Origin of the sequence: Marinobacterium profundum (assembly GCF_001528745.1) — a bacterium.
In the GTDB taxonomy this organism is placed as follows: Bacteria; Pseudomonadota; Gammaproteobacteria; order Pseudomonadales; family Balneatricaceae; genus Marinobacterium_A; species Marinobacterium_A profundum.
Genome location: NZ_BCNS01000103.1, coordinates 1 through 26,131 on the forward strand (window position 1 = coordinate 1; position 26,131 = coordinate 26,131).

A 26,131-nucleotide genomic window follows, 5' to 3' on the forward strand; every position below is an offset into this window, starting at 1 on the left:
CCTAGCTCCTAGCTCCTAGCCCCTCGTACCTCGCCCCTAGCCCCTCGCTTTCAAGGCGTCGGGTTTTTCAGTTTGACGCGAAACCGCAGCATGGTTTTGTCTTTGGCGGGAATATCCAGCGTCCAGTGCGCACGGCCTCCAAGGCTTTCGCCCATGGCCTGGCTGGCGTGCTCCAGCGTCCAGGGCTGGGCAAAATTGACGGCCAGATTCAGCTGTTTGGCGTCGCTGCCGCTGTTGCGCACCAGTACTTCGTACTCGGCCACGTAGCTGTCGTAGTCTTTGGTGAGCAGCGTTTGCTGGCGCTCAACGCTCAGATCAAAAGCTTCGCCAAGCATCAGCTCCACTGTCTGGCCTGTGGCGGTATGATCAATCTGGCTGCCGCCGATAAACTGCAGGCGGCCGTCTTCATCGGGTGCAAAGGTGCGCACGGCACCGCCGGGAAGCGGGGTTGCATCGCCATTCTGGAAGCTGAGCCAGGTTTGCGGTGCCGAGCTATGGCGCTGGTTGTCCGGGCGTGGCATGGCGAGAAATTCGTGGCGGTATTCCCGTTTGACCGCCAGCGCGGCAGTGCTGACCAGCGGCAGCTGTTTTTGCTGCTGGTCCAACAGGCTGGTGCTGTTGGGCAAGGTATAGAGCTGGTAGTCCTCAAAGGCGGCAGGCGCTGCCCCGCCATCGGCAGCCATGGAAGCCATGGCGACATTGGCCTTGCGGTAGGACTCGGGTGCCGGCTGATTCAGGGTGCCTGCCATCAGCTGGAAGCGAGCGTTTTCAAAGTCGACGCCGCTGGAATTGTGCAGCGTAGCAAGACCTTCGAGCGACATCTGACTGCCGCCTTTATTGAGGGTCATAACATAGTCCATCTGCCAGCTCAGGCCGCCGGTGAGGTAGCTGAACGTAGCCTCGGCGGGGCTATCTGTGCCCTGGGTACGAAACTCAAGACTGGGTTTGCTGCTCAGGTGCGCGGGCAGAGACGGGAAGATAAAACGCCAGTCGGTATTTAGCGGGATACTTTCAATCTGGCTGTCACTTCGTACCAAAGCGCGATCGCCCTCGATGCTCAGCAGGGTGACTGTGGTGATGCTTTCGTCACCACTGGCGGGATTGCGCCTGGCCAGCTGCAGTTCCTGGCCCAGGTAATATTGCAGCAGGGATTGATGGGACAGCAGGTTGGTGTTCAGATTCTGCTCCAGGATCTGGCCGGCGCCCTTGATGGACAGGGTTTCGGTCTGCATTTGGCGGCTTACATCCTGAATGATAACGGCCTGGCCGGGTGCCAGAGCCGGCAGGGCTCGGCTATCGCGCACCAGCCCGAGGTTCTGGGTATAGACGGTCAGGGTCACGCCCTTCTGGGCGCTGGCATCAATGCTCAGCGGCGAGGGTGTTGCAGCGTACAGCTGAGCGCTCAGGGTCATCAACAGAGCGACAGGGGCGCTATGGCGGGCTTTCATTAAACATGCTCCATGTTATGCAGGGCAGAGGCGGGGATCTCCCGCCAATCTGAGCCTGGGTGTATTTGCTATCGCATTCTTACCTGTTATCACTGCGAGGGCAGGTCTACCGCAACCCGAAAGCCCCAGCTGGATCTCCGCCCGGCTGGCGGATTGCGGTAACGGCTGGAGGACCTTACCAGGCGACCTATATCGAACCAGGAGCCCCCGCGCATAACGCGGTAGTCACAGCCGCTTTGCTGGCGTGCAGAGCCATCGCTGGGCGCACCCTCATGGTTGTCTGCATAACAGTCCTGCACCCATTCATCGACATTGCCGTTGAGATCAAACAGTCCCCAGGGGTTGGCATCGAGGCTGCCAACCGGCGCGGGCTGTTTGCCATCCCATTCACTGCCGCACTCGTCACAGACCGCAAAACCGCGGCCAAGTTCATCCCCCCACCAATACGGACTCTGGGTGCCAGCGCGAGCCGCATATTCCCATTCGGCTTCGCTGGGCAGCCGGTAGGGCTGGCCGGTTTCGTCGGCGAGCCACTGGGCATAGGCTCGGGCATCGGACCAGCTGACATTGATCGCCGGCTGTCGACCGCGGCCCCAGCCATTGTCGTCTGGCAGATCCCGTCCGGTGGCGGCGGCAAAGAGGTCATAGTCTGCAAAAGTGACTTCGTGGCGGGCCAGGGCGACGCCGTGGCTGATGGTGACTTGGTGTACAGGCTTTTCATTGTCATCACTCTGGCGCGACTCTGAGCCCATCAAAAAATCCCCGCGGGGAAGGTGTACCATCTCAGGCCCATAGTCACCCTGTGCAAGCTCATCGAAAAAGAAGCCGCCGGGGGTTGTGCGATCACCGCGAAAGCGATCATTTGTGGGCTCGCCCGCTTGCTGCACAGTGTTATTGGCCAAGGCCGGCTGAGAGTAGGCAGGGGACTGATTCTTCAATACCTCAAGCGCTGTCGACAGCTCGGCGTTTTGTTCGGCCAGGCGCTGCAATTGCTGTTGCAGTGGATTAACCGGCGGTTGGCCAAGCCAGAGCCCGAGCCATATACCCAGCACCAGCCCGCCGGCAAAGAGCGCGCTGCCTGCGATACGGCCGGGGGTCAAAAAGCCGCTTAGGCGCTGGCGCAGCGTTTCAAAATGGCTGTTTGGTGCTGTGCTCTCGGTGCCTTGGTGCAGAGCCTTGGCTCTGTCCTGTGGTGGGGCCTCCACAGGCTGTTCCGGTGGCGTGAATAACTGCTGCACCCAGCGGGTGGCGCCCTTGGGGCGCTTGCCAGGTTCTGTGGCGAGCGCCTGCTGTAGCAATGGCCACTGGGCTGCGGTAATTTTGCCGGGCCTGGCCTGGCTTTCGATGTTAAGGGGTTCTCCGGGGGCCTGTGCCGGCAGGTTGCCGCTGAGTAGCTGCAGGCTGATCAGGGCGAGGGAGTACTGATCCGACATTATGCTTAGCCGGCTTGGAATGTCGGTTTCCGGGGCCTGGTAAGGTGCTGCCCTGTCATCCGGGTTGCCGGCGGCCTGCAGGGCTTCCTGGCAGGCGAAGCCGAGCAGCTTCACGCCGCCCTGGCGATTGATAAAAATTTGGGCCGGGCTCAGGGCGCCGTGGGGTTGTCGCAGTACCTGGTGCCCGGCGTCCAGTGCCTGCGCCAGCTGGCCAAGCAGTGCCCGCTGTTTGGCCTGGGAGAGCTTGCGCGCCTGACCGCGGCTGAACAGTTGGGCCAGGGTGAGGCCATCGACGGCTTCATGGGCGCTGAATAGCTGTCCGGTCTTATCCAGGAAGTAGCCGTAGCTCGCAAGTACATGGGGATGCTTTAGCGCCTTGCTTAATAGCATCTGCTTCTTGAAGGCGTTCACAAAGGCGCTATTGCCCAGGAGTGCAGGGGCTATTAATAGCAGGGTGACCGGGGTTTCCGGCCGGGTGCTCATATCTCGGGCCTGCCAGAGTTCGCCCAGAGGGTGGGTATCAAGCGGTGCGCCGAGCTGAAAGCGATGATGATCAGGACCCAGCGTCAGGCCTTGTGTCAGCAGTGGGTTGGTTCTGTCCAGAAGCGCCTCCGTTTCGCCATTCTGTGTCGTAGTTTGTGCCAAATACAAGCTACCCATAATAGCGCAGTTTAAGTATGCGAATTCAATAGCGGATCTGGGTGGCCGGCACGGGTATTTAGGCATTACGCCTATGCCGGTCCGGCGGCCGCTGTGGTACTGTTCCGGCTCTATAGTAGGCAAGGCATTCTGCAGACAAGGAAACCTTGCTTTGATATCGGCACATTGAGGTGCCGGTGTGTATTCAATCCGGTACCCAAGGGCTGCTATCGCAGGTTTCCTGCCGGAGTTACAGGGATGTAGCGCAATGAATCACATTTGTTTCGGCATCAGTCCGAGGCGCTCTTTGTGTACGCTGGTGTTTTGTGCAAACACACGGGTGCCTATGGGGAGGTCATGGCAAGCGTTAAGCCGCTGTGCACTCTTTATACCCCTGACCAGATCCACGACGACTTCCGGATATTCCCTCCCTGCAGCACGAGATCTGAGCCTCTGGCACAGAGGCCACCATGCGTAATTTATACATGGGCTGCATCGCTGTCGCGCTGTTTTTCTCGGGGCTGTTCTATTTTAATGTGCCCGATAACCTGGTTGGCATTTATGGGCCGTCGGAATCTTTCGATGTGCTGGGTGAGCAGCACGCTCTTGCATTGGCTGAGGCGGAGGCTCTGCAGCAGCGACTGTTACAGGATGCGCAGCTTGATCCTACCGATGAACAGGAGCCTGCGGCGGCAGGGGCTTTGCTCTATGGCTGTGACAATTACAATATTGTGCTGGGCGCTAATGGCCATTTCGCCAAGGAGTTGACCGATACGGGTGTTATCTACACTGTTTTTGCGGGGGGCAATACGACCTATGGCGTGGTGGATGTGGCTGACTCTATCATCAACTTTTTGCCGCGGGATGAATTGCCGATAGCGGTCAGGCACAGGCTGGACAGTTTTCTGCCAACGCTGGAAATGTGTCGCCTGGCGCCCAACGCCATTGCGGCGCCGAGTCCCTATCTGTTAAGTGCAGCCTTGCAGGATATATTGCAGCGCAAGCTTTAGGTTTTAAATTCACAAGACGGACAGGGCACTAATCCCTAAAACAATAAAGCGCCTCTCGGGCGCTTTATTGTTTTAGGCTGTGGCTCTCGCCCTGGTTCTCAAACCGCCCTGGCGACTCAGGCAGAGGTGTCCAGTGCTGCGAAGCTTTTGACCAATTCGTCTACTGCCTTCATCTGCGCCAGATAAGGTTCAAGCTTGGCCAGGGGCAGGGCGCAGGGGCCATCGCACATGGCTTTTTCGGGATCGGGGTGGGACTCAAGGAAAAGCCCGGCGATACCCTGGGAGAGGCCCGCGCGAGACAGCTGTGCGACCATGGCGCGGCGGCCATCGGCGGAATCGGCACGGCCACCTGGCATCTGCAGGGCGTGGGTGGCATCGAACATGACCGGGTAGCCATACTCTTTCATGATGGTAAAGCCCAGCATGTCGACCACCAGGTTGTTGTAGCCAAAGCTGCTGCCACGTTCGCACAGTATCAGCTGATCATTACCGGCTTCTTCACACTTGTGCAGAATGTGCTTCATTTCGTGGGGCGCCAGAAACTGCGCTTTCTTGATATTGATCACGGCCTGGGTTTTAGCCATGGCGCTGACGAGATCCGTCTGGCGTGACAGAAAGGCCGGCAGCTGGATAATGTCGCAGACTTCTGCCGCCGGAGCCGCCTGACCGGGCTCATGAATGTCGGTAATCAGCGGAACCTTAAAGGTGCTTTTGATTTCCTGCAGAATTTTCAGACCTTCATCCAGGCCCGGACCACGGAACGAACCCAGAGATGAGCGGTTAGCCTTGTCGAAGGACGCCTTGAATACATAGGGAATGCCGAGCTTGGTAGTGACTTCGACGTAATGCTCGGCGATTTTCATCGCCAGGTCGCGGGATTCCAGCACATTCATGCCACCGAAGAGCACCATGGGCTTGTCGTTGGCGATCTCGATTTCACCTACGCGAATGACTTTCTGCTGCATTGTTTCCTACCATAGCCGGAGTTCTTTGGAAGACGTTACTGATCCGTGTAGCCGTAACCTTTGGAGGCGAGCCTCAATAAGACGTCAGGGATCCGAGTTTGATCAGTCTGCCTGAAAGGCCCGATTATAAGTTATTCGATGGGAAAAGTGCGGCATATTTGGCGATCCATTCCAGCGCGGCTTCGTCCTCGCTCAGGCTGCGGCCCTGCTGATCCTGCACCCACTGGCGGTAACGGCGGATATGACAAACCTGCTCGAACATGCGCATGCGCTGGGCGTGCTCGTCGCTGGCGAAGCGAATATGCAGCTCATAATGGTCCTGGTGGGCACGACACCATTCAATCTTGCCTGATATGGCCGTTTCATGGGCAAAATCACCGGTGCTGATGCTGACTTGCTGCCCGCTGGCGAGCATGGCGGCCGAGCGGCACAGCAACCCAAGTGGCATGGGCAGAGGTGTGGTATCGCAAACGGATTCGACAACCTGAAGTTCGAGTGGGATCTCGTCGGGGTGGCGGATAAAACGTTGTTGGTTGCGCATAACAACCTCCGCAATCAGATGACTCAAGGCCCTTGTATCAGCACTCAGGGAGTCTGTTTTTCCCTGTGCTTGTCCAGTGGCGCCCTTGTACCTAGAGTATATCGGCCAGGGTGAAAGTAACCTGAACAGGTTTTTTTAGTAATAACTCAATAATTGCGGACGGACAGATGGACTCAGCACAACAGCAGGCGGCCGTCGAGGCGGGCTACGCGGCTCTGATCGATTCTGTGGCAACGCTGTCACTGGCTACGGTGGCGGCGGATGGTCGGGCGGACATCAGTTATGCGCCCTTTGTACGGGATGAGCGTGGGCGCTTTTGTATCTTTATCAGTGCGCTGGCGGCCCATACCGGCAATCTGCTGCGTGAGCCTGCGGCCTCGGTGATGCTGATTCAGCCGGAAGCGCAGGCGAGCAATCTGTTTGCCCGCGAGCGCCTGACGTTACGCTGTCGCGCCGAAGAAGTTCAGCGCGATCATGCCGACTACGAGCCAATACTGCAGTGCATGCAGGCGCGTTTTGGCCCGCTGATCGCTCAGTTGCGCAGCCTGGCGGATTTTCATCTGCTGGCGCTGGTGCCACTATCCGGCACTTACGTTGTGGGCTTTGGGCGCGCCTATGAGCTGGATGTGCACAGTGGCGAACTGCGTCATATAGATGCCGACCGCTTGCGCCGACGCTCAGCAGGGGAAGCGGACTAGGAGGCTGTCCGAGAATGCTGGCCGTAGCGAGAGCCGACTGATTTGCGCGTGCAAATAAAGTAACACGACCATCCTATCCACCCGGTGGACAAATAGGTTCCCTCCCTATTTGTCCGTCACGCCAGAACTCTTTAGCTTAAAAGAATGGGCGCAAGTGCATGGACTTGCTGGCCTTCTTGGGGGGGGCGAAGAGATGGCGTTCGCATTGGCCTGTGGCCAATGATGAAGCATCCCTGCTTCATGTATTAACCAGGTTAATAGTCACGCATCAAGCGGCTGCGTTAGAGCGCCTGCAGCATTTCGCCGGCGATCCAGCTGGCACCCAGCAGGGCTACGAAACAGCCGTAGGCGAACCAGCGATAGCGCTTGGCCAGCTTTTCTTCGTCGTAGGTGGATAGCAGGTAGGGCTGATCCGATTCTTCCGGGCGCATCAGTACATGCACCGTGGGCAGTTTGTGCAGTTCTTTCTGGCGCTGCATGATTTCGTTGCGGGCCTGGGTTTGCACCTGTTGCCATTCATCCGGATCCAGCTGACCGTTGCGGTTGCCGTCAAAGCGCGCCAGCAGTTGCTGAAAGTCGGCCTTCCACTGGCGGATAAGCTCGCCAACTTCCAGGCTCTGATCCAGTTGATCGCGCCCGCCCCCCAGGCTGTGGAATCGGCCCAGGGCATAAACGCTTTCGTATTCCAGTATCAGTTCTTCCAGGTAGCGATAGCGGCTGCCGCCAAAGCTGATATTAAATCGAATGCGGGGGCTGTGCTGTGGTGGCCCGCCTACAGGGCTAGGGGTGCGGCCATGCCAGCGCTTGCGCACCTGAGCCTTGACTTCGGCTCCCTCGGGATCGATCTGGCAGATACCGCTGGGATCACTGAGCTGGAACCACTCGTCCGAGGTGCCCTCGCGCTCGCACACCCAGCGGCGGTTCTTGCCGCTGCCCTTTTCCCGTTCCACCTTGTAGTGATACCAGACACATTCACGCCCGGTGAGAGGGGAGTGGAGCAGGCCGCCGGGGCTTGGCAGAGCCTGGCCCTGCAGTTCGACATACCCCTGATGTGCCGACTGCACCCGGGCGGTCGGCGTGTCTGCGATCAGGCGATAACGTTTGAGGCAGCGAAAGCCAAACCAGAAGCCGGCCAGAACCACCGCGCAGCTAATCCCAAGAGTAATCAATACTTCGTGCTGTTCCAGCGCATTTGTATCCAGCAGCATCAGCCGAAGAGCGCCTTGATGTTAACGTCGGCTTTCTGTTCGTCTTCGAATTCCAGCAGATCCGCGGCCTTGAAACCGAATTTTCCGGCAATCAGGGTATCGGGAAACTGCTCGATGCGGATGTTGTTGAGGTTTACCGATTCGTTGTAGAACTCGCGCCTGTCGGCAATGCCGCTTTCAAGGCCGGTGATGCGGCCCTGCAGGTGCTGGAAAGACTCGCTGGCTTTGAGGTCGGGGTAGGCTTCGGCGACGGCAAACAGATTGCCAAGGCCGAAGCGCATCTGTGTTTCGGCCTTGCCAACGGCTTTTATGTCCTGGGCTTCGCGCGCCTGGGCGACGGCGTTGCGGGCTTTCATCACGGCTTCCAGCGTCTGCTGTTCGTAGCCCATGTACTGTTTGCAGGTTTCGACCAGCTTGGGCAGCTCGTCATGGCGCTGCTTGAGCAGCACATCGATATTGGCCCAGGCCTTGGACACATTGTGTTTGAGGCGAACCAGATTGTTGTACAGCGAGATACCGTAGAGCACCAGTAACACGGCGGCGGCCAGCAGAATCAGAGTCATCGGATCCATGAAAGTCTTCCTAGCTTGATGAGGTGATCACTATAGCGCACCCCTTTGCCGGAATGGGCGCTGCGGCTGCTGTGAATCCGGGTGACGAGGCTTAGATGTGCCCACTGCCCATCATCTCGACGACCAGAGTCTTGACGAGAAATGCGGCCAGCCCAAGGCCGAGGGCACCAAAAAGGATGAAAGTGCCAAATTTGCCGGCGTTGGACTTCTTTGCCAGGTCATAAATGATGAAAAACACAAAGGCTGCGAACATAACCAGACCAATGTTCAACGCAAGAGATTCCATTTCAGCCAGACGCACGTACTTGCTCCTTGAGGCCAGGGCCATAATTTGGTCGCAGATTGTACAGCATGAAAGGGCGCCAGAAAACGCATCGGTAATTGCTTTTGCGCGGGGTTGGATCGCGCTGCACCAAGGCAAAGTAAAGGGCCCAAAAAGAGTGCAAGGTCAGGCCAGTTGCGGCGCACTTTTGCTGTGAAGGGGCCGAGCCCCGTTGTGGGGCCGGGTCGCAATGCAGAATGCTTCTTTGTGGTGCGGCGGCCTGTTGGGGCGAAAAAACGTGCGCGATGAGGGCGCATTGTGGCGCAGGGATGGCGCTTTTCTGGGTCTGGACAGGGCTGGTTTTCGGGCCGCCTGGCCCCGTATCTGGGCGTTATTTTAAAACTGGCACCACCTTTGCAGTAGGTCAGGTCGCATGTTTCAGACTGACACACTTTAAATGGCAAGGGGTGACTGTAGATGAAAACCAAGGCTTCCAAATCCGCTGTGATCGGGACTCTGTCCGCGCTGGCACTGGCTGTGTCCATGAATGTGGCGGTTGCAGCTGAAGACACGATCAAGGTCGGTATCCTGCATTCCCTGTCGGGCACCATGGCGATCAGCGAAACCACGCTCAAAGACACCATGTTGATGCTGATTGAAGAACAGAACAAGAAAGGCGGTCTGCTGGGTAAACAGCTCGAAGCGGTGGTGGTGGATCCCGCTTCAAACTGGCCGCTGTTCGCTGAAAAGGCCCGCGAGCTGATTTCCAAGAACGGGGTAGACGCTATCTTCGGTGCCTGGACCTCGGTATCACGCAAGTCCGTACTGCCGGTGGTGGAAGAACTCGACAGCATCATGTTTTACCCGGTGCAGTACGAAGGTGAAGAGTCCTCCAAAAACGTCTTCTACACCGGTGCTGCACCCAACCAGCAGGCCGTGCCTGCCGTGGACTACCTGATGAACGATCTGGGGGTTGAGCGCTGGGTACTGGCGGGTACCGATTATGTTTACCCGCGCACCACCAACAAGATTCTGGAAGCCTACCTCAAGGCCAAGGGCGTGGCGGCTGAAGATATCATGATCAACTACACGCCTTTCGGTCATTCCGACTGGCAGTCCATAGTGTCTGATATCAAGAAATTTGGCGCCGAAGGCAAAAAGACCGCAGTGGTATCCACCATCAATGGTGATGCCAACGTGCCGTTTTACAAGGAACTTGGCTCCCAGGGTGTTGCTGCCGGCGATATCCCGGTTGTTGCCTTCTCCGTGGGTGAGGAAGAGCTTTCGGGTATCGACACCGCGCCCCTGGTCGGCCACCTGGCGGCCTGGAACTATTTCATGAGCGTGGACAGCGAAACCAACGACAGCTTTATCGACGGCTGGCATGCCTACACCAAGGATGACAAGCGCGTCTCAAACGACCCTATGGAAGCCCACTATATCGGCTTTAACATGTGGGTTGAGGCCGTGAAGAAAGCGGGCACCACCGACCCTGCCGCGGTGCAGGAATCCATTATCGGTGTGGCCGTGCCGAACCTGACCGGTGGCTACTCCACCATGATGCCTAACCACCATATCACCAAGCCGGTAATGATTGGCGAGATTCAGGATGATGGTCAGTTCGAAGTGGTTTGGCAGACCTCGGGTACCGTGGCGGGTGATGCCTGGTCCGACTACCTGGAAGGCTCCAAGGACATCATCTCCGACTGGCGCGCACCGCTGTCTTGCGGCAACTACAACACCAAAACCGCCAAGTGCTCGGGTCAGAATTTCTGATTTGAACTGAAGTGCCGTGACGGGGCCTGGCACTAGCCTGGCCCCGCTTGATTGAACTGTTGGGAGAACAGCATGCCCATCCCCAAGTCTGTAGTCAGACTGCTACCCTTTATTGCGCTCTGGATGCTCGTGACGCTCGTGCTGACATTTTCGCTGGATGCCAAATCCGCCGAAAAGGACGGGACTTTGGCAGAAGCCAGTGCGTTGCTGGTGAAAAAATTCGACGACAAGGCCCGCGCGGTAGCGCTGCTGGTCGAATCGGCTCATCCGCGCACCGAGGAAATCCTGAGTCTGATCCAGGAAGGCGAGCTTTACTACCGCAAGGATGACGATCGGCTGTTCAAGATCCCAGTGGCCGAGACCGGGGCCCAGGCAGTCGACCTGCTGGATGCATCGGCCCTCACAATCGAGAAAACCCGCGATTTCAAGAAGGTCACGCTCAACAATCTGATGCGTGGCCAGATAGGTCTGGCACTGGCGGAGATCGGGCTCAAGTCCGAGGACCCTGCCCAGCGTGAGGCTGCAGTACGCAAGTTGCTCGGCGAGCTGAGTGATGAATCCGTCGCCGTGCTGCGCAAGCGCATAGGTGCGGAGCCGGTTGCCGCCGTGCGCGACCTGATACAGGTCGCCCTGGCGGTGAACGATTTAAGAAACGGTGATGAAGCCGCCCGCCTGCAGGCGGTTGAGCGCGTTGAAGGGTCACTGGAACCGCCGGTGCGCACGGCTCTGACCCAGGTGGCGGAGTCCGATGTCAGCCCGGTGGTCAAGCAGAAGGCACAGCTGGCACTTAACGGCATAGACGAGCAGATTCGCCTTTATGGCATGGTTGAAACCCTCTATTTCGGTATTAGCCTGGGGTCGGTACTGGTATTGGCGGGTATCGGTCTTGCCATCACCTTTGGCGTTATGGGCGTGATCAACATGGCTCATGGCGAACTGATTATGCTGGGGGCTTACACCACCTACGTCGTGCAGCAATTAATGCCCAATCATCTGGGCGCTTCTATCCTGGTGGCGATTCCGGCGGCCTTTATGGTATCGGCGCTGGTGGGTGTAGCCATCGAGCGCGGTGTTATTCGATTTCTTTACGGCCGCCCGCTGGAAACCCTGCTGGCAACCTTTGGTATCAGTCTGATTCTGCAGCAAGCCGTGCGCTCGGTGTTCTCACCGCTGAACCGTTCCGTCTCCACGCCTGAGTGGATGAGCGGCATGGTTGAGATCAATCCGGTGCTGTCCCTGACCCTGAGTCGGCTTTATATCATCCTGTTCTGCCTGCTGGTGTTTGTGGCGCTGGTGATGGTGCTCAAGCGCACACCGCTGGGTTTGCAGGTGCGTGCTGTATCGCAGAACCGTGCCATGGCGCGGGCCATGGGGGTGCGCTCCAAGTGGGTCGATGCCATGACCTTTGGTCTGGGTTCGGGCGTGGCGGGTGTCGCCGGTGTGGCACTGTCGCAGCTGACCAACGTGGGGCCCAACCTCGGCCAGGCCTATATCATCGACTCATTCATGGTGGTGGTGTTTGGCGGTGTCGGTAACCTCTGGGGCACCCTGGTGGCGGGTCTGAGCCTGGGTATTGCCAACAAGGTACTGGAGCCCTGGGCCGGTGCTGTGCTGGCGAAGATTCTGGTGCTTGTGTTCATCATTCTGTTTATACAAAAACGACCGCGTGGGCTCTTTCCGCAACGCGGCCGTGCAGCGGAGGGCTGATAGCGATGTTTATTATGAATGCTCTCAAGGGTGATCGTGGTGGCCAGATTCTGCTGGGGGTACTGCTGGTGCTGGTCATCGCGGTGCCGCTGCTGAACCTGATGGTACCGGCGGGCCATGCGTTGCATATTCCCACCTACACAGTGACGCTGATGGGCAAGTATCTGACCCTGGCGCTGCTGGCGGTGGCGGTGGATCTGGTCTGGGGCTATCTGGGGATTCTGACCCTGGGCCACGCAGCCTTCTTCGCCCTGGGTGGTTATGCCATGGGCATGTACCTGATGCGCCAGATCGGTGATAGGGGTGTTTATGGCAACCCCGACCTGCCGGACTTCATGGTGTTCCTGAGCTGGGATCAGCTGCCCTGGTTCTGGAACGGTTTTGATCAGTTCTGGTTCGCGGCCCTGATGGTGCTGCTGGTGCCGGGTCTGCTGGCCTTTGTTTTCGGTGCCCTGGCGTTCCGGTCCCGGGTGTCGGGGGTCTATCTGTCGATTATTACCCAGGCGCTGACCTACGCGCTGATGCTGGCGTTCTTTCGCAATGAAATGGGCTTTGGCGGCAACAACGGCCTGACCGACTTCAAGGAACTGCTGGGCTTTGATCTGCAGTCGGACGAGACCCGCATCGGCCTATTTGTTGCCTCCGCGGTGGCGCTGATGCTGGGATATCTGCTGTGCCGGATACTGATGAACGGTCGCCTTGGGCGTGTCTGTGTGGCGGTGCGTGATGCCGAGTCCCGTGCGCGCTTTATCGGTTACAGAGTCGAGAACGTAAAGCTCGGTGTCTTTACCGTATCCGCCATGCTGGCCGGTATTGCCGGTGCGCTCTACGTGCCTCAGGTCGGCATTATCAACCCCGGCGAGTTCTCACCGCTGAACTCCATTGAAGTGGTGGTCTGGGTGGCTGTGGGTGGCCGGGCAACCCTGTACGGCGCCGTGGTGGGCGCTCTTGTGATCAACTACGCCAAGACCTACTTCACCGCCGAGCTGCCGGAAGTCTGGCTCTTCGCCCTGGGTGGTCTGTTTGTGCTGGTTACGCTGCTGCTGCCGCGTGGCATCACCGGTCTGTTGCGTCGCAAGGAGGCCAGCGCATGAAGGTGGCTACTGTTTTTGAACAAATGCTGGACCGCGAACATGTGTACCCCTTTATGCAGGGGGCGCAGTATCGCAACATTGATGTCAGTCACAACGTGCTGCTGTATCTGGAAGGTATTTCGGTCAGCTTTGACGGCTTCAAGGCCATCAATGACCTGAACCTTTATATCAACGATGGCGAGCTGCGCTGCATTATAGGCCCCAACGGCGCCGGCAAGACCACCATGATGGACATCATCACCGGAAAAACGACGCCCGACAGCGGCTCGGCCTGGTTTGGCCAGAGTATTAATCTGCTGGAGCTGGATGAGCCTGCTATTGCCCAGGCGGGTATAGGGCGCAAGTTCCAAAAGCCCACGGTGTTCGAGTTTCTGTCAGTGGCGGAAAATCTGGAATTGTCGATGGAAGGAGACCGCGGTCTCTGGTCGATCATCAGCAGCAAGCTGACCGGTGAGCAGCGGGATCACCTCGACAAGGTGGCGGAAATGATTGGTCTGGTTGAGCAGCGCGGGCTGCGTGCCGGCAGTCTGTCCCACGGTCAGAAGCAGTGGCTTGAGATCGGCATGCTGCTTATGCAGCGACCGCGTCTGCTGCTGGTGGATGAACCCGTAGCCGGCATGACGCACCAGGAAATGGACCGCACCGCTGAGCTGCTGATCTCCCTTGCCGGTGAGCATTCGGTGGTGGTGGTGGAGCATGATATGGACTTTGTACGCAACCTGGCGGGCAAGGATCGTACCGTGACGGTGCTGCATCAGGGATCGGTACTGGCCGAAGGCACCATGGAGCAGGTACAGAATAATCGCAAGGTTGTTGAAGTTTACCTCGGGGAATAAGGCATGTTGAATGTGACAGTTCTAAACCCGCCTTACGGTGAGGTGCATCGCCTGTGGACTCTTGGCCAAACTGGGCCCGGTGCAAAGCAATCGGCTCACGTTTTTGAAGTTTACCTCGGGGATTAACGCATGCTCAAAGTTACAGGTCTTAACCAGTTTTACGGTGAAAGCCATACCCTTTGGGATGTGGAGCTGGACGTTCCCAAGGGCAAATGCACGGTACTGATGGGCCGCAATGGCGTGGGCAAGACCACACTGTTGCAATGCATCATGGGGCATCAGGCGGTCAAGAGTGGCCAGATTGAGCTGGCGGGCCAGGATCTTCTGGCGCGCTCGGTGGAGCAGCGTCCGCGTCTGGGCGTGGGCTATGTGCCCCAGGGACGGCAGATCTTTCCGCTGCTGAGCGTGGAAGAGAATCTGCAGGTGGGCTTGCCGGTTCGCAAGCGTGGCGATCGCAAGATACCGGATTACATTTTCGAGCTGTTCCCTGTGCTCAAACAGATGCTGAACCGGCGCGGCGGTGATCTGTCGGGCGGTCAGCAGCAGCAGCTGGCGATTGGTCGGGCGCTAGTGGTGGATCCGCAGCTATTGATACTGGATGAGCCTACTGAAGGCATTCAGCCGAATGTGGTGCAGGAGATCGGCGATATTATCCGTCACCTGAACCGCGAGTTCGGCCTGACTGTGTTGCTGGTGGAGCAGAAGCTGCCGTTCGCCCGCAAGGTTGCGGATCATTTCTGCATCCTTGATCGCGGCCGCAGTGTGGCAACAGGCGCCATGGACAGGCTGGACGATAGCCTGATACGCAAATACCTGACGGTGTGATCGCGGACATGCATAAAGTGAACCCAGTGGCAGGGAGAGGGAAGTGAGTATGCAGATGGCGGCACAGGCAGAGCGCGGCTGGCAGGCCCGACTGGAGCTGGGGTATGAGTCCCGCGGTGGCAAAACCCGCCTGGTGCATCGCAGTATGCATGGGCCCTTGGCGGTGCAGCGGCCTTTTTATCCCCAGGATGGGATCTGCCACAGCTACCTGCTGCATCCCCCCGGCGGGGTGGTGGGAGGTGATGAACTGGAGATCGATGTGCGGGTTGGGGATGGCGCCCATGCGCTGCTGACCACCCCTGGTGCCACCAAATTTTATCGTTGTGCAGGACTCACCGCACATCAGTGCCAGCACTTCTGGGTAGAGGATGGCGGTATTCTGGAGTGGTTGCCGCAGGAAAATATCTTCTTTCCCGGCGCATCGAGTCGTTTGCGCAGCCGTATTGATGTGGCGGCAGGCGGGCGCTTTATCGGCTGGGAATTCCAGTGTTTGGGGCGCCCCGCCAATAATGAAAATTTCAGTTTTGGCAGCGTCGACAGTCGCTGCGAACTGCGTTTTGATGGCAAGCGCGTGCTGATTGATCAGTTGCAGGTGCGGGGGCTGGATCAGTTTGGTGCCGCAGCCGGTATGCGCGGTCATTCAATGGCGGCCAGCCTCTATGCCTTGCCTGCCACCGAGGCTGCGCTGGAAAGGGTACAGTCACTGATTGACGAGCATTTTGCCAAGCATGCCATTGGAGCAACTCTGGTGGATTCGGTGCTGGCCGTGCGCATGCTGGGGCAGAATACCGAAGACATTCAGGCGGTGCTGATTCCCTTGTGGGAGCTGCTGCGCCGAGAATTGCTGGAGCTTGAACCCTGCCCGCCGCGTATCTGGTCGACCTGAACGCGACGGGTTCTCTCGCTGTTAGCGCTTCGGGTACTTAGCCTGGTTAGTTGTTACGGCCATCATGTCGCAGCAATCGGTGGTCTTCATCGCTGGGGGCCTCGCCTTCGTTGCGTCGGCGTACGGGGCCTGGGTCCTGCCGATCTGCCCGTCCTTCTGCCCTTGCTTCAGTACGGCGGGCCCTGTCGTTAGCGGGCTGTGTTTCGTTCCTTGCGGCCTGGCGCCCTTGATCCCTTCTTTCTGCGACTCTTTCGGCTTTTTTCTCTAGCTGTCTTTCTGCCTGTCTTTCAGCCTTTTTATCCATTCGGCTCTCTGCCTGTATGGCTTCGCGCCGTTCGCTGCGCGAGGTTTTGCCGTCTTGGCGCTCCTGCCGTTCCCGCTGGCGAGTCTCGTGACGCCGTAGGTCTGGATGCTCAGCGCGGCCTGAGTTGCGGTTCACTCTGTTATCAGACTGGCGGTTCTCCTGCCGACGCCTTAACTCCTGCCGACCTTGTGCCTCCTGAAACTGCGTCCGGCGTCTTTCAGTGGTGTTAGCCTCATTTATTCGCTGAAGCATCTCCGCCCGACGCCGGTCATCACCTGAGCGCTCGGCGCGCACACGCCTGTCGTCCTGGGTACTGCGTTCGAAGCGGCGTGGGTCACTCTGGGTATCGACGGATGAGTGGCGTTCTTGCCGCTCGCGACTATCGTTGCGGTCTGAGCGACGACGATCAGAGTCCCTATGGCCCCGACCGTCGTTGCGTCCATCATGCTGGCGCCAGCGATTGCCGTCACCGCGGTAATTCTGGCTGTGTTTCTGGTAGTCGCGGTAGGGATGATCGCGGTGAGCTTTCATGCGCACACGGTGATCGGGGTGCAGTTGGTAATGACGCGGCAGCGTGCGAGTACGGACCCAGCGATGCTCATGCTGATAGTAGTAATAGCCGGAGTGGATATTGAAATAGATACCCACGCTCGGATAGTAATAAAAATCATCATAGTAGCGATCGCTAATATAGCGATCGTTAAAGCCGCTGTTGCTGGAGCCGTAGTCGTAATTCCTGACCGCGCCATCGCTGTGGTAGGGCTCATAGGCGCAACCTGCCAGCACAGTAGCGGCTAACAGCGTCATTACCTTGAAAATCCTGGCCGACATGGAGCACCTCCGGTGTTATCAGTTGTGTAGGAACCTCCGTTGTTCCGGGATGCGGGCGCGTCCCTGAGCCTTGAGCAACTGTTTTGTGCAATGTTTCAGCGCCGGTCATGTATCCATGCTGCAGTGACTGCAAATGGGCGCCATGACGGGGGCGGGTTATATCCATTAAGACAGCGAACAACTGAATCAATGCTGAAAGAGTCGTTGCAGGCGTGAAATGAACATGTGGGCGCGGATTGCCGGGGCGTGAATTCCTGTGGTAGGGGTTATTGCGATGGATGCGATTGCAGCGGTAGTGATGAATGCGGTAGCGGCAGCTTGGTGCAGGCTCCTGGAATAAAGGCGTATCAGAATGCGTGCCAGAGCACGGCGAAGTAGTGGCAGGTGGTGCCGGCCATGACAAACAAATGCCAGATGAAGTGCCCGTACAGCAGGCTGGAATCGAGTACAAAAAACAGTACCCCAACCGTATATGCCAGACCACCGCCGACCAGCCAGGCGAGTCCGGTGCCTGACAGGGATTCACTCAGCGGCTCTATCATCAGCACAATCAGCCAGCCCATCAGCAGGTAGAGCCCTGTGGACAGCGCTGGGCGTGACAGCCGCTGGGTGATTTTCAGTACAACGCCTATGCCCGCCAGTAACCAGATGGTTGTCAGCAATATCCAGCCGCCGGGGCCATCCAAAACGCCCAGCATAAAGGGTGAGTAGGTGCCGGCAATCAGCAGGTAGATGGCGGAGTGCTCTATAACACGCATCAAGCGTTTGGCCCGGCCCGGGGGCAGGGCGTGGTAGAGGCTCGAACTGAGATACAGCAGCACCATGCTGAGGGCAAAGAGGCTGACGCCGATAATGATGCCGATATCGCCGCGCTCCACGGCCTGCAGGATCAACACCGGTGCTGCGACCAGGGTGGCGATGAATCCCAGGCAGTGGCTCAGGCTGTTGGCCAGTTCCTCTGTGCGGGACTGGGGTCTGCCGGGGATCTGGGGTGGGTTGCGCATGATGATTACCTACTCCCTGAGTACGCGAGAATTCCGCCGGCTGCCGAGCCTTGCCCTGCAGTTTAGTCCAGCCAGGGCTGAAGCCGCTGTATTTGGATGATGAGGTCCGTGCAGGAGCACTGTCGTTGTTGGTGCCGTTTGGCGTTCTGGGTGTTCGCAATTTACTGCTGTCATTTTGGTGCGCTGAGCGCACTTCTTTTGTGCATTCCTGTTCGTGGCGCTCTCTTATGGTGCGCATTTGTACGCCCGGATCATGTTGGGTGCCGAGTGAGAACAGTGTGCAGTCATAAATGGACGGTGAGAGTCGCGCGCTTTGGTGGCTGGCGGCTGTGATGTGCCAGATTGGTCTGGGTATTGCATTCATAATTTCACACTTTAGGCGGGTGGCTGCACCGCAAGGCTTTGCTGCGGTAAACGGTCTGCTTTCTACCAATCTTTATGGGGTTCCTGCATGGAATTGACACCACGGGAAAAAGACAAGCTGTTGCTGTTTACCGCCGGCCTGCTGGCGGAGCGTCGCAAGGCGCGGGGGCTGAAACTCAATTACCCGGAAGCGATTGCCTATATCAGTGCCGCCATTCTGGAAGGCGCCCGCGACGGCCGTACCGTAGCCGAACTGATGGACTACGGACGCACCCTGCTCAGCCTGGATGATGTCATGGATGGGATTGCCGAGATGATTCACGATGTTCAGGTCGAAGCGACCTTTCCCGATGGCACCAAGCTGGTCACGGTGCACGATCCAATTGTCTGAGGGGGCGCTATGCCAGTAAATGAAATGAAGGCACAAGGATACGGCGCTATTGGGCTCTGTGTTTGCGGCCCAGCCCTGCCACTGGAGAAAGCGTCATGATCCCGGGTGAAATGAAAGTGATGGACGGCGATATTGAGCTTAACGTGGGACGCCCCGTGGTGACGCTCAAGGTGGCCAATACCGGAGACCGCCCCATCCAGATCGGTTCCCACTACCACTTTTATGAAGTCAACGATGCACTGCAGTTCGAGCGTGAACAGGCGCGGGGCTTTCGTCTCAATATTGCCGCCGGCACCGCCGTGCGTTTTGAGCCGGGGCAGAGCCGCACCGTCGAGCTGGTGGGATATGCCGGCAATCGCAAGGTTTACGGCTTTCAGGGCAAGGTGATGGGGGACTTGTAATGGCACAAATATCAAGACAGGCCTATGCGGAGTCCGTTACGAGAGCGGCCCACGGGGGGCTTTTTGCCGCGTGTAATTCAGGGAGGTGTAACTGATGGCCAGAATTTCACGACAGGCCTATGCGGAAATGTTTGGGCCCACCACCGGAGATCGGCTGCGACTGGCGGATACCGAACTCTGGCTGGAGGTCGAGAAGGATTTCACCGTTTACGGCGATGAAGTGAAGTTCGGCGGCGGCAAGGTCATCCGTGATGGCATGGGGCAGGGACAGTTCCCCAGCAGCCAGACCATGGACCTGGTTATCACCAATGCGCTTATTCTGGATCACTGGGGTATCGTCAAGGCGGATGTGGGCATCAAGGCCGGGCGTATTGCGGCTATCGGCAAGGCGGGCAATTCCGATGTGCAGCCGGGCGTCGACATTCTGATTGGCCCTGGCACCGAGATACTCGCAGGCGAAGGCCAGATTCTTACCGCAGGCGGCATCGATTCCCATATTCACTTTATCTGCCCGCAGCAGATCGAAGAGGCGCTGTGCTCCGGCATCACCACCATGCTGGGCGGCGGTACCGGGCCTGCCACCGGCACCAATGCCACTACTTGTACGCCAGGGCCCTGGAACATGCATCGCATGCTGCAGGCCGCCGATACGCTGCCCATGAATATCGGCTTTCTCGGCAAGGGCAATGCCAGCCAGCCAGAAGCACTGCGCGAGCAGGTCGCCGCCGGTGCCATTGGCCTCAAGCTACACGAGGACTGGGGCACCACACCGGCCTCGATCAACTGCGCGCTCAGTGTGGCCGAGGAAATGGACGTGCAGGTGGCCATTCACACCGACACCCTGAACGAGTCGGGTTTTGTGGAAGAAACCCTCAAGGCCATCGGCGGGCGCACCATTCATACCTATCACACCGAGGGCGCTGGCGGCGGCCATGCACCGGATATTATCAAGGCGGCGGGCTATGCCAATGTGCTGCCCTCGTCGACCAACCCGACGCGGCCCTACACCGTCAATACGGTGGATGAGCACCTGGACATGCTGATGGTCTGCCATCACCTGGATCCGAGCATCGCCGAGGATGTGGCCTTTGCCGAGTCGCGCATCAGGCGCGAAACCATCGCTGCCGAAGACCTGCTGCACGACCTGGGTGCCTTTTCGATGATTTCATCCGACTCCCAGGCCATGGGGCGGGTGGGCGAAGTGATCACCCGCACCTGGCAGACGGCGCACAAGATGAAGGTCCAGTTTGGCAGCCTGGCAGGTGATCCGGCCGGGCACGACAACACGCGCCTCAAGCGTTATATCGCCAAGTACACCATCAATCCGGCGCTGGCTCACGGTATTGCCCATGAAGTGGGTTCTATCGAAGTCGGCAAACTGGCGGATCTGGTGCTGTGGCGGCCGGCGTTTTTTGGCACCAAACCCAGCATCATCCTCAAAGGGGGTCTGATTGCTGCGGCGCCAATGGGGGACCCGAATGCGTCTATCCCCACGCCGCAGCCGGTGCACTACAGGCCGATGTTTGGTTCCTATGGCGGCGCCTGTCAGGCGACCTCCATGCTGTTTATGTCCCAGGCCGCCATTGCCGCCGATGTGGCAGGGCAGGTGGGGCTCAAGAGCCTGATCGGTGAGGTGCGCAACTGTCGCAGCGTGACCAAAAACGACATGGTGCATAACAGCTATCAGCCGGTGATCGAGGTGGACTCGCAAACCTATCAGGTGCGCGCCGATGGTCGCTTGCTGATCTGTGAGCCGGCCGCGGTACTGCCAATGGCGCAGCGCTACTTTTTGTTCTGACGGCCAATAACAAGACACAAGGGATACCCATGATTCATCTGACCAAAGTGCTGGATTCACCCCAGCCACACAGCGCCGAGCTGCGGCTGCCCATCGACAAGCGCATCAAGAGCCGGCTGCGTGCCGAGCTTGAAGATGGTCGCGAAGTCGGGCTCTTTCTGCCCCGCGGATTGACGCTGCGCAACGGCGATCTGTTGCAGTCCGACGATGGCCTGGTGGTGCGCATAGAAGCGGCGCCGGAACCTGTTTCCACCGTGCGCAGCAATAATGCCCTGGCGCTGGCGCGGGTCTGCTATCACCTTGGCAACCGCCATGTGCCGCTGCAGGTCGAGGCTGGCTGGGTACGCTATCTGCATGATCATGTACTGGACGACATGGTGCGCGGTCTTGGATTGGAGGTGGCATTTGAGGAGGCACCTTTTGAGCCCGAAGCCGGTGCCTATCAGGGCGGATCCCATGCTGGTTCCCATGGTCATTCCCACGGCCATTCACATGCTGGTGACGGTAATGACGAGAGTGCTCATGCCGGGCACAGCCACTGAACTGTATTTTTAAAGGAGTCTTACCCATGAGAATCACGCACAAGGCAGCCGCGGCGACCCTGCTGGCACTGACATCGCCCCTGACACTGGCCCACACCGGGTCAGACATGGCGGGTTTTGCCGCCGGAATGCTGCACCCGCTGACAGGTCTTGATCATTTGGCGATGCTGCTGGGTGTCGGTGCCCTGGGGGCCAGCCAGGCGCTGCGCGCCCGTGTCGGTATGTACGGCGCCGCATTGGCTGCACTGCTGGGTGGTGCGCTGCTGGGGTTGGCCACAGGCTGGGCTTACGGTATCGAACTGATGATTGGGCTGTCGCTGTTTGTGGCGGCGGCGGGCCTGTGGTTCGGGCGTGGCAAGGCCCTGGCGCTAATGGCATCGGTCGTGCTGGTGTTGTTTCATGGTTGGGCCCACGGGCTTGAAGTGGCGCCGACGCAGATGGCGTTGTTCCTGCCAGGCATGTTGCTCACGGCCTGTGGCCTGCTGGGAGCGGGCTACGGGCTGGGTCGCTTGATGGCGCCAAAGGCGCTGGGTGCCAGCAGTGCGCTGACCGCAGTTGCGCTTGCGTTCTTTGCCTGAGTCCGGCTGATGCTGCCGGATCTGCGCCTGTATCAGCTTACCAGCCCATCGTTGCCGGTGGGCGGTTTTACCTACTCCCAGGGGCTTGAGTGGGCTATCGAACGTGGCTGGGTTACTTCAATCGAGAGCCTTGGTGACTGGCTTGAAAGTGTGCTGCACCACAGCCTGGTCACACTGGAGTTGCCGCTGCTGAGTCGGCTCCATACTGCCTTTGGGCAGCAGAATTGGGTGCAGGTGGATGACTACTGCCAGTGGTTGCTCTGTTGCAGGGAAACCCGTGAGTTGCGCCAGGAAGAGCGCCAGCGCGGTGCGGCCCTGGCAACGCTGTTGCCGAACCTGGGAATCGAAATCTTGCCGGAGATGGCTGAGTCGGTACGCAGTACCCAATTGGCGGGCTTTGCGCTGGCTGCGGTGCGCTGGGACATAGCGCCCCGAGATGCGCTGCTGGGGTTTTGCTGGAGCTGGCTTGAAGCCGGTGTCATGGCAGGGGTCAAGCTGGTGCCGCTGGGGCAGACGGCCGGTCAGCAACTGCTGCTGCGACTGTCCGAGCGCGTGCCAGCGGCACTGGAGCGAGCCCTTGGCATCGATGATGATCATATCGGCAGCTCGACACTGGCGCTGGCGATTGCCAGCAGCCGGCACGAGACGCAGTACACACGCCTGTTCAGATCCTGATTGAACGGCTCCGGTTCTGACTGGGTTCACGAATATTTGTTTTTGAGGTGAAAAATGAACGACTACAAATCTCCGTTGCGTATCGGTGTAGGCGGCCCGGTGGGCTCCGGCAAGACGGCGCTACTGGAAGTCCTGTGCAAGGCCATGCGTGATCAGTACAACATCGCGGTGGTCACCAATGATATTTACACTCAGGAAGATGCCAAGATACTCACCCAGGCTGAAGCTTTGGCGGCGGATCGCATTATCGGTGTTGAGACGGGCGGCTGCCCGCATACGGCGATCCGTGAAGATGCCTCCATGAATCTGGCGGCGGTAGAAGAGCTGGCGCGGCGCCACAAGACGCTGGATCTGGTCTTCGTTGAAAGCGGTGGTGACAACCTCAGCGCCACCTTCAGCCCGGAACTGGCCGACCTGACCATCTATGTGATTGATGTGGCGGAAGGCGAGAAGATCCCGCGCAAGGGCGGCCCTGGCATTACCCGTTCCGATTTGCTGATTATCAACAAGATCGACCTGGCGCCTTATGTCGGAGCAGACCTGAACGTGATGGATCAGGACACCAAGCGCATGCGCCCCGGCAAGCCCTATGTGTTTACCAACCTGAAGATCGGCACTGGGGTGGATGAAATCATCGCCTTTGTGATCAAGCAGGGCATGCTAGACGCCGCCTGAAGCCAGGCCAGCATAAAAAAAACGCCGGGCCAGGAGTGAATCCCTGGCCCGGCGTTTTCGTGATCAAATGAAATTTTCTAGCTTCTATTAACCCGGTGGACAAATAGGTTCCCTCCCTATTTGTCCGTCACGCCAGAAAAACTAGCGCAAGTGCATGGACTTGCTGGTTTTTCTGGCGTTCGCATTGGCCTGCGGCCAATGATGAAGCATCCCTGCTTCATGTATTAACCCGCCGGGTTAATAGCTTCTAGCTTCTAGCTTCTAGCTTCTAGCTTTTAGCCCCTAGCCCCTAGCCCCTTTCACCTTGCTCTTCCTCGTACCTCGTACCTCGCCCCTCGCACCTTTCACCGCGACGCGGGCTTCTGGCTTGCCGTTAGCTGTGAGTTCGCAGGCGCCTGGCTACCGCGCATCCAGCGGTGATAGCGGCCGACCCACTGCAGCAGTTTGTGTGGGGTATGGGCGCGTTTCCATTCGCCGGCGGCGTACTTGTTGGCCTCACTCATGGTGGGGTAGATGTGGATGGTGCCCAGAATTTTGTTCAGCCCCAGCCCCTGTTTCATGGCTTGTACGTATTCGGCGATCAGCTCGCCGGCATGGATACCGACAATGGTTACGCCCAGAATGCGATCCTTGCCGGGTACCGTAAGTACCTTGACGAAACCCGCTTCCTCTCTTTCGGTGATAGCCCGATCCAGCTCCTTCATATGGAAGGTGGTGACTTCATAGGCCACCTGCTGCTCCTGTGCTTCCCGTTCATTAAGTCCCACGCGTGCCACTTCAGGGGCGGTGAAGGTACACCAGGGAATGACGCGGTTATCGACTCGAAAGCTGCGAAAACGGCCGAAGAGGGCGTTTACCGCGGCGTACCAGGCCTGGTGTGCGGCGGTGTGGGTAAATTGGTAGCCGCCGGTGACATCGCCCACACCGTAGATATTCGGAATGTTGCTGCGCAGGTAATCATCCACCTGCAGGGCGCCACGCTTGTCGAGTTGCACGCCGATTTCTTCCAGCCCAAGGCCTTTGGCATTGGGAGTGCGGCCGAGCGCCACTAGCAGGGTGTCGAATTGGATACTGACATCCTTGCCGTCGTGTTCGCAGATCAGGTGTTGCTTGCCGTCAATGGATTCGAAGCGGCGCATATCGTGACGGGCCAGTACCTGGATACCATCTTTGGCAAAGCTGCGGCTGACCACTTCCACGGCGTCGGCGTCTTCGCGCGGCATCAGACGTTCACCGCGCAGTACCTGGGTGACGTTGGCACCAAGGCGGGCAAAGGCCTGGCTCAGCTCGCAGCCAATAGGGCCGCCGCCCAGCACCAGCAGGCGGCCAGGGTGTGCGCGCAGCTCCCAAATGGTATCAGATGTGTAATAGGGGATATCTTCAAGTCCCGGAACCTCGGGCACCAGCGGGCGGGCGCCGGTGGCAATAACGATGTTGCGCGTGGTCAGGCGCTCGCCATTGACTTCTACCTCGTAGGGCGAGATGACTTTGGCTGTACCGCTGATACACTCGACGCCAAGGCCGCTGTAGCGTTCAACCGAGTCGTGGGGTTCTACCTTGCGGATAATATCCTGTACGGATTCGAGCACACGCTCGAAGTCCACCTCGGGGGCAACGGCCTCAATACCAACATCGCCCGCTTCGCGCATATCATGTACTCGCTGGGCCGAGCGGATCAGCGCCTTGCTGGGTACGCAGCCGGTATTCAGGCAGTCGCCGCCCATGCGGTGTTTCTCAATCAGTGCCACCCGCGCCTTGACCGCCGCCCCAATGTAGGTGCTCACCAGGCCGCCAGCGCCGGCGCCTATGGCTACCAGGTTGTAGTCATAGTGGGCGGGTTTTTCGAAGTGGCTCAGGGCGCGACGCTGTTTGACGATATCGATTAGCTTGCGTGCCAGCAGCGGGAAGATTCCCAGCAATACAAAGGAGGTGAGGATCGCTGGCGACAGTATGCCGGACAGGCTTTCGAGCTGGCCCAGCTGAGTACCGGCATTGACGAACACGGCGGTGCCGGCAAGCATGCCGACCTGGCTGATCCAGTAGAAGGTACGGGCCTTGATGGGCGTCAGCCCCATCAGCAGGTTTATCATGAAGAACGGGAACAGTGGCACCAGGCGCAGGGTAAAGAGGTAAAAGGGGCCATCGCGTTCAACACCACGGTTGAAGGCGCCCAGCTGATTGCCAAAGCGGCTCTGCACCGCATCCTGGAACAGGTAGCGGGACACCAGAAACGCCAGGGTGGCGCCAATGCTGCTGGCGAAAGATACCAGTATCAGGCCGGTTGCAAGACCAAAGAGAGCACCGGCGGCCAGGGTCATAATGACGGCGCCCGGCAGCGACAGGGCTGCGACCAGGACGTAGAGCCCAAAGAAAATCCCCAGCGTCTGCAGCGGGTTCTCCTGGTAGTAGATGTTGAAGCTGGCCTGGCGCGACTTGAGCTCAGCCAGACTCAGGTATTGCTGCAGGTCTAGGGCGAAGAAGAGCGCGATAAGCGCTGCAACGACCAGAATGATAATCAGTTTGGTATTTTTCATGACGTGCGCCGTCCTCGTGCAACAGTCCGTTCAGTATGGGGACCCATTGTCCAGAGTAAACTGAACTCAGTGTGAATACTGGCATTGCTGACAATGAGCCGTGCCCTTGATACAGGGCAAGGTCGGCAAAAAGTA

General features: G+C 58.6%; 25 protein-coding genes. 15 read left to right on the top strand and 10 right to left on the bottom strand.

Annotation, left to right across the window (positions count from 1 at the left end):
* Positions 1-50: 50 nt before the first annotated feature.
* Both MPRO_RS09880 and MPRO_RS09885 read right to left on the bottom strand, forming a co-directional pair.
* A complete protein-coding gene (locus MPRO_RS09880) occupies positions 51-1,448 on the bottom strand; it encodes a DUF4139 domain-containing protein (protein ID WP_067291206.1) in 1,398 nt (465 codons plus the stop codon).
* 89 nt (positions 1,449-1,537) lie between these two features.
* Positions 1,538-3,526 (bottom strand): SUMF1/EgtB/PvdO family nonheme iron enzyme, encoded by a 1,989-nt coding sequence (locus MPRO_RS09885; RefSeq protein WP_158651781.1) that lies wholly within the window; start codon positions 3,524-3,526, stop codon positions 1,538-1,540.
* A gap of 464 nt (positions 3,527-3,990) precedes the next feature.
* On the opposite strand from MPRO_RS09885, the gene MPRO_RS09890 reads away from it, so the two are divergent.
* Complete coding sequence (locus MPRO_RS09890) at positions 3,991-4,530, top strand: hypothetical protein (RefSeq protein WP_158651782.1); 540 nt, start codon at positions 3,991-3,993, stop codon at positions 4,528-4,530.
* A 116-nt stretch (positions 4,531-4,646) separates the two neighbouring features.
* On the opposite strand, the gene kdsA is transcribed toward MPRO_RS09890, so the two are convergent.
* A complete protein-coding gene (gene kdsA / locus MPRO_RS09895; protein WP_067291215.1) occupies positions 4,647-5,495 on the bottom strand; it encodes a 3-deoxy-8-phosphooctulonate synthase in 849 nt (282 codons plus the stop codon).
* Positions 5,496-5,619: 124 nt separating this feature from the next.
* Positions 5,620-6,036 carry a hypothetical protein gene (locus tag MPRO_RS09900; protein ID WP_067291218.1) on the bottom strand — a complete coding sequence of 139 codons (417 nt, stop codon included), beginning with the start codon at positions 6,034-6,036 and terminating at the stop codon, positions 5,620-5,622.
* A gap of 167 nt (positions 6,037-6,203) precedes the next feature.
* On the opposite strand from MPRO_RS09900, the gene MPRO_RS09905 reads away from it, so the two are divergent.
* On the top strand, positions 6,204-6,734 hold the full coding sequence (locus tag MPRO_RS09905; protein WP_067291221.1) for a HugZ family pyridoxamine 5'-phosphate oxidase: 531 nt from the start codon (positions 6,204-6,206) through the stop codon (positions 6,732-6,734).
* 281 nt (positions 6,735-7,015) lie between these two features.
* Here the strand turns inward: MPRO_RS09905 and MPRO_RS09910 are convergent, their stop codons facing one another.
* The 3 genes from MPRO_RS09910 to MPRO_RS09920 all read right to left on the bottom strand — a co-directional run bounded on the left by MPRO_RS09910 (position 7,016) and on the right by MPRO_RS09920 (position 8,815).
* Complete coding sequence (locus MPRO_RS09910; RefSeq protein ID WP_067291225.1) at positions 7,016-7,942, bottom strand: hypothetical protein; 927 nt, start codon at positions 7,940-7,942, stop codon at positions 7,016-7,018.
* Positions 7,942-8,514, bottom strand: a complete 573-nt coding sequence (locus tag MPRO_RS09915; RefSeq protein WP_067291228.1) for a LemA family protein — start codon at positions 8,512-8,514, stop codon at positions 7,942-7,944. Before MPRO_RS09915 ends, MPRO_RS09910 begins: the two co-directional genes overlap by 1 nt.
* Before the next feature lie 91 nt (positions 8,515-8,605).
* A complete protein-coding gene (locus MPRO_RS09920) occupies positions 8,606-8,815 on the bottom strand; it encodes a DUF2788 domain-containing protein (protein WP_067291231.1) in 210 nt (69 codons plus the stop codon).
* Between the two features lie 438 nt (positions 8,816-9,253).
* On the opposite strand from MPRO_RS09920, the gene urtA reads away from it, so the two are divergent.
* The 6 genes from urtA to MPRO_RS09950 all read left to right on the top strand — a co-directional run bounded on the left by urtA (position 9,254) and on the right by MPRO_RS09950 (position 15,900).
* The gene (urtA, locus tag MPRO_RS09925) at positions 9,254-10,552 is read left to right on the top strand and encodes an urea ABC transporter substrate-binding protein (RefSeq protein ID WP_067291234.1); all 1,299 of its coding nucleotides are present in this window, start codon (positions 9,254-9,256) and stop codon (positions 10,550-10,552) included.
* A gap of 72 nt (positions 10,553-10,624) precedes the next feature.
* Positions 10,625-12,259, top strand: coding sequence for an urea ABC transporter permease subunit UrtB (gene urtB, locus MPRO_RS09930; protein WP_067291237.1), 1,635 nt, complete (start codon positions 10,625-10,627; stop codon positions 12,257-12,259).
* Between the two features lie 5 nt (positions 12,260-12,264).
* A complete protein-coding gene (gene urtC, locus MPRO_RS09935; RefSeq protein WP_067291239.1) occupies positions 12,265-13,353 on the top strand; it encodes an urea ABC transporter permease subunit UrtC in 1,089 nt (362 codons plus the stop codon).
* Positions 13,350-14,189, top strand: coding sequence for an urea ABC transporter ATP-binding protein UrtD (gene urtD, locus MPRO_RS09940; protein WP_067291242.1), 840 nt, complete (start codon positions 13,350-13,352; stop codon positions 14,187-14,189). The genes urtC and urtD overlap by 4 nt, the downstream gene beginning before the upstream one ends.
* 129 nt (positions 14,190-14,318) lie before the next feature.
* Positions 14,319-15,014 (top strand): urea ABC transporter ATP-binding subunit UrtE, encoded by a 696-nt coding sequence (gene urtE, locus MPRO_RS09945; RefSeq protein WP_067291244.1) that lies wholly within the window; start codon positions 14,319-14,321, stop codon positions 15,012-15,014.
* 49 nt (positions 15,015-15,063) lie between these two features.
* On the top strand, positions 15,064-15,900 hold the full coding sequence (locus MPRO_RS09950; RefSeq protein ID WP_067291246.1) for an urease accessory protein UreD: 837 nt from the start codon (positions 15,064-15,066) through the stop codon (positions 15,898-15,900).
* A gap of 46 nt (positions 15,901-15,946) precedes the next feature.
* Here the strand turns inward: MPRO_RS09950 and MPRO_RS09955 are convergent, their stop codons facing one another.
* Positions 15,947-17,035, bottom strand: a complete 1,089-nt coding sequence (locus tag MPRO_RS09955) for a hypothetical protein (protein ID WP_067291249.1) — start codon at positions 17,033-17,035, stop codon at positions 15,947-15,949.
* Between the two features lie 347 nt (positions 17,036-17,382).
* Entirely contained in the window at positions 17,383-18,039 is a 657-nt protein-coding gene (gene trhA, locus MPRO_RS09960; protein WP_067291252.1) for a PAQR family membrane homeostasis protein TrhA, read from the bottom strand.
* 451 nt (positions 18,040-18,490) lie between these two features.
* Here trhA and ureA point away from each other — a divergent pair, with 451 nt between their 5' ends.
* The 7 genes from ureA to ureG all read left to right on the top strand — a co-directional run bounded on the left by ureA (position 18,491) and on the right by ureG (position 23,462).
* On the top strand, positions 18,491-18,793 hold the full coding sequence (gene ureA, locus MPRO_RS09965; RefSeq protein WP_067291255.1) for an urease subunit gamma: 303 nt from the start codon (positions 18,491-18,493) through the stop codon (positions 18,791-18,793).
* A 95-nt stretch (positions 18,794-18,888) separates the two neighbouring features.
* Positions 18,889-19,194 (top strand): urease subunit beta, encoded by a 306-nt coding sequence (locus MPRO_RS09970; RefSeq protein WP_067291258.1) that lies wholly within the window; start codon positions 18,889-18,891, stop codon positions 19,192-19,194.
* Positions 19,195-19,288: 94 nt separating this feature from the next.
* The gene (gene ureC / locus MPRO_RS09975; protein ID WP_067291262.1) at positions 19,289-20,992 is read left to right on the top strand and encodes an urease subunit alpha; all 1,704 of its coding nucleotides are present in this window, start codon (positions 19,289-19,291) and stop codon (positions 20,990-20,992) included.
* A gap of 29 nt (positions 20,993-21,021) precedes the next feature.
* Positions 21,022-21,534: an urease accessory protein UreE gene (gene ureE, locus MPRO_RS09980; RefSeq protein ID WP_067291266.1), complete on the top strand. Its 513-nt coding sequence runs from the start codon at positions 21,022-21,024 to the stop codon at positions 21,532-21,534.
* A 26-nt stretch (positions 21,535-21,560) separates the two neighbouring features.
* A complete protein-coding gene (locus tag MPRO_RS09985) occupies positions 21,561-22,112 on the top strand; it encodes a HupE/UreJ family protein (protein ID WP_067291269.1) in 552 nt (183 codons plus the stop codon).
* 9 nt (positions 22,113-22,121) lie between these two features.
* Positions 22,122-22,787 carry an urease accessory protein UreF gene (locus tag MPRO_RS09990; protein WP_067291272.1) on the top strand — a complete coding sequence of 222 codons (666 nt, stop codon included), beginning with the start codon at positions 22,122-22,124 and terminating at the stop codon, positions 22,785-22,787.
* Between the two features lie 54 nt (positions 22,788-22,841).
* Positions 22,842-23,462 carry an urease accessory protein UreG gene (gene ureG / locus MPRO_RS09995; RefSeq protein ID WP_067291275.1) on the top strand — a complete coding sequence of 207 codons (621 nt, stop codon included), beginning with the start codon at positions 22,842-22,844 and terminating at the stop codon, positions 23,460-23,462.
* A gap of 344 nt (positions 23,463-23,806) precedes the next feature.
* Here ureG and MPRO_RS10000 read toward each other — a convergent pair whose 3' ends face one another.
* Positions 23,807-25,996 (bottom strand): dihydrolipoyl dehydrogenase family protein, encoded by a 2,190-nt coding sequence (locus MPRO_RS10000; RefSeq protein WP_067291279.1) that lies wholly within the window; start codon positions 25,994-25,996, stop codon positions 23,807-23,809.
* Positions 25,997-26,131: the final 135 nt, after the last annotated feature.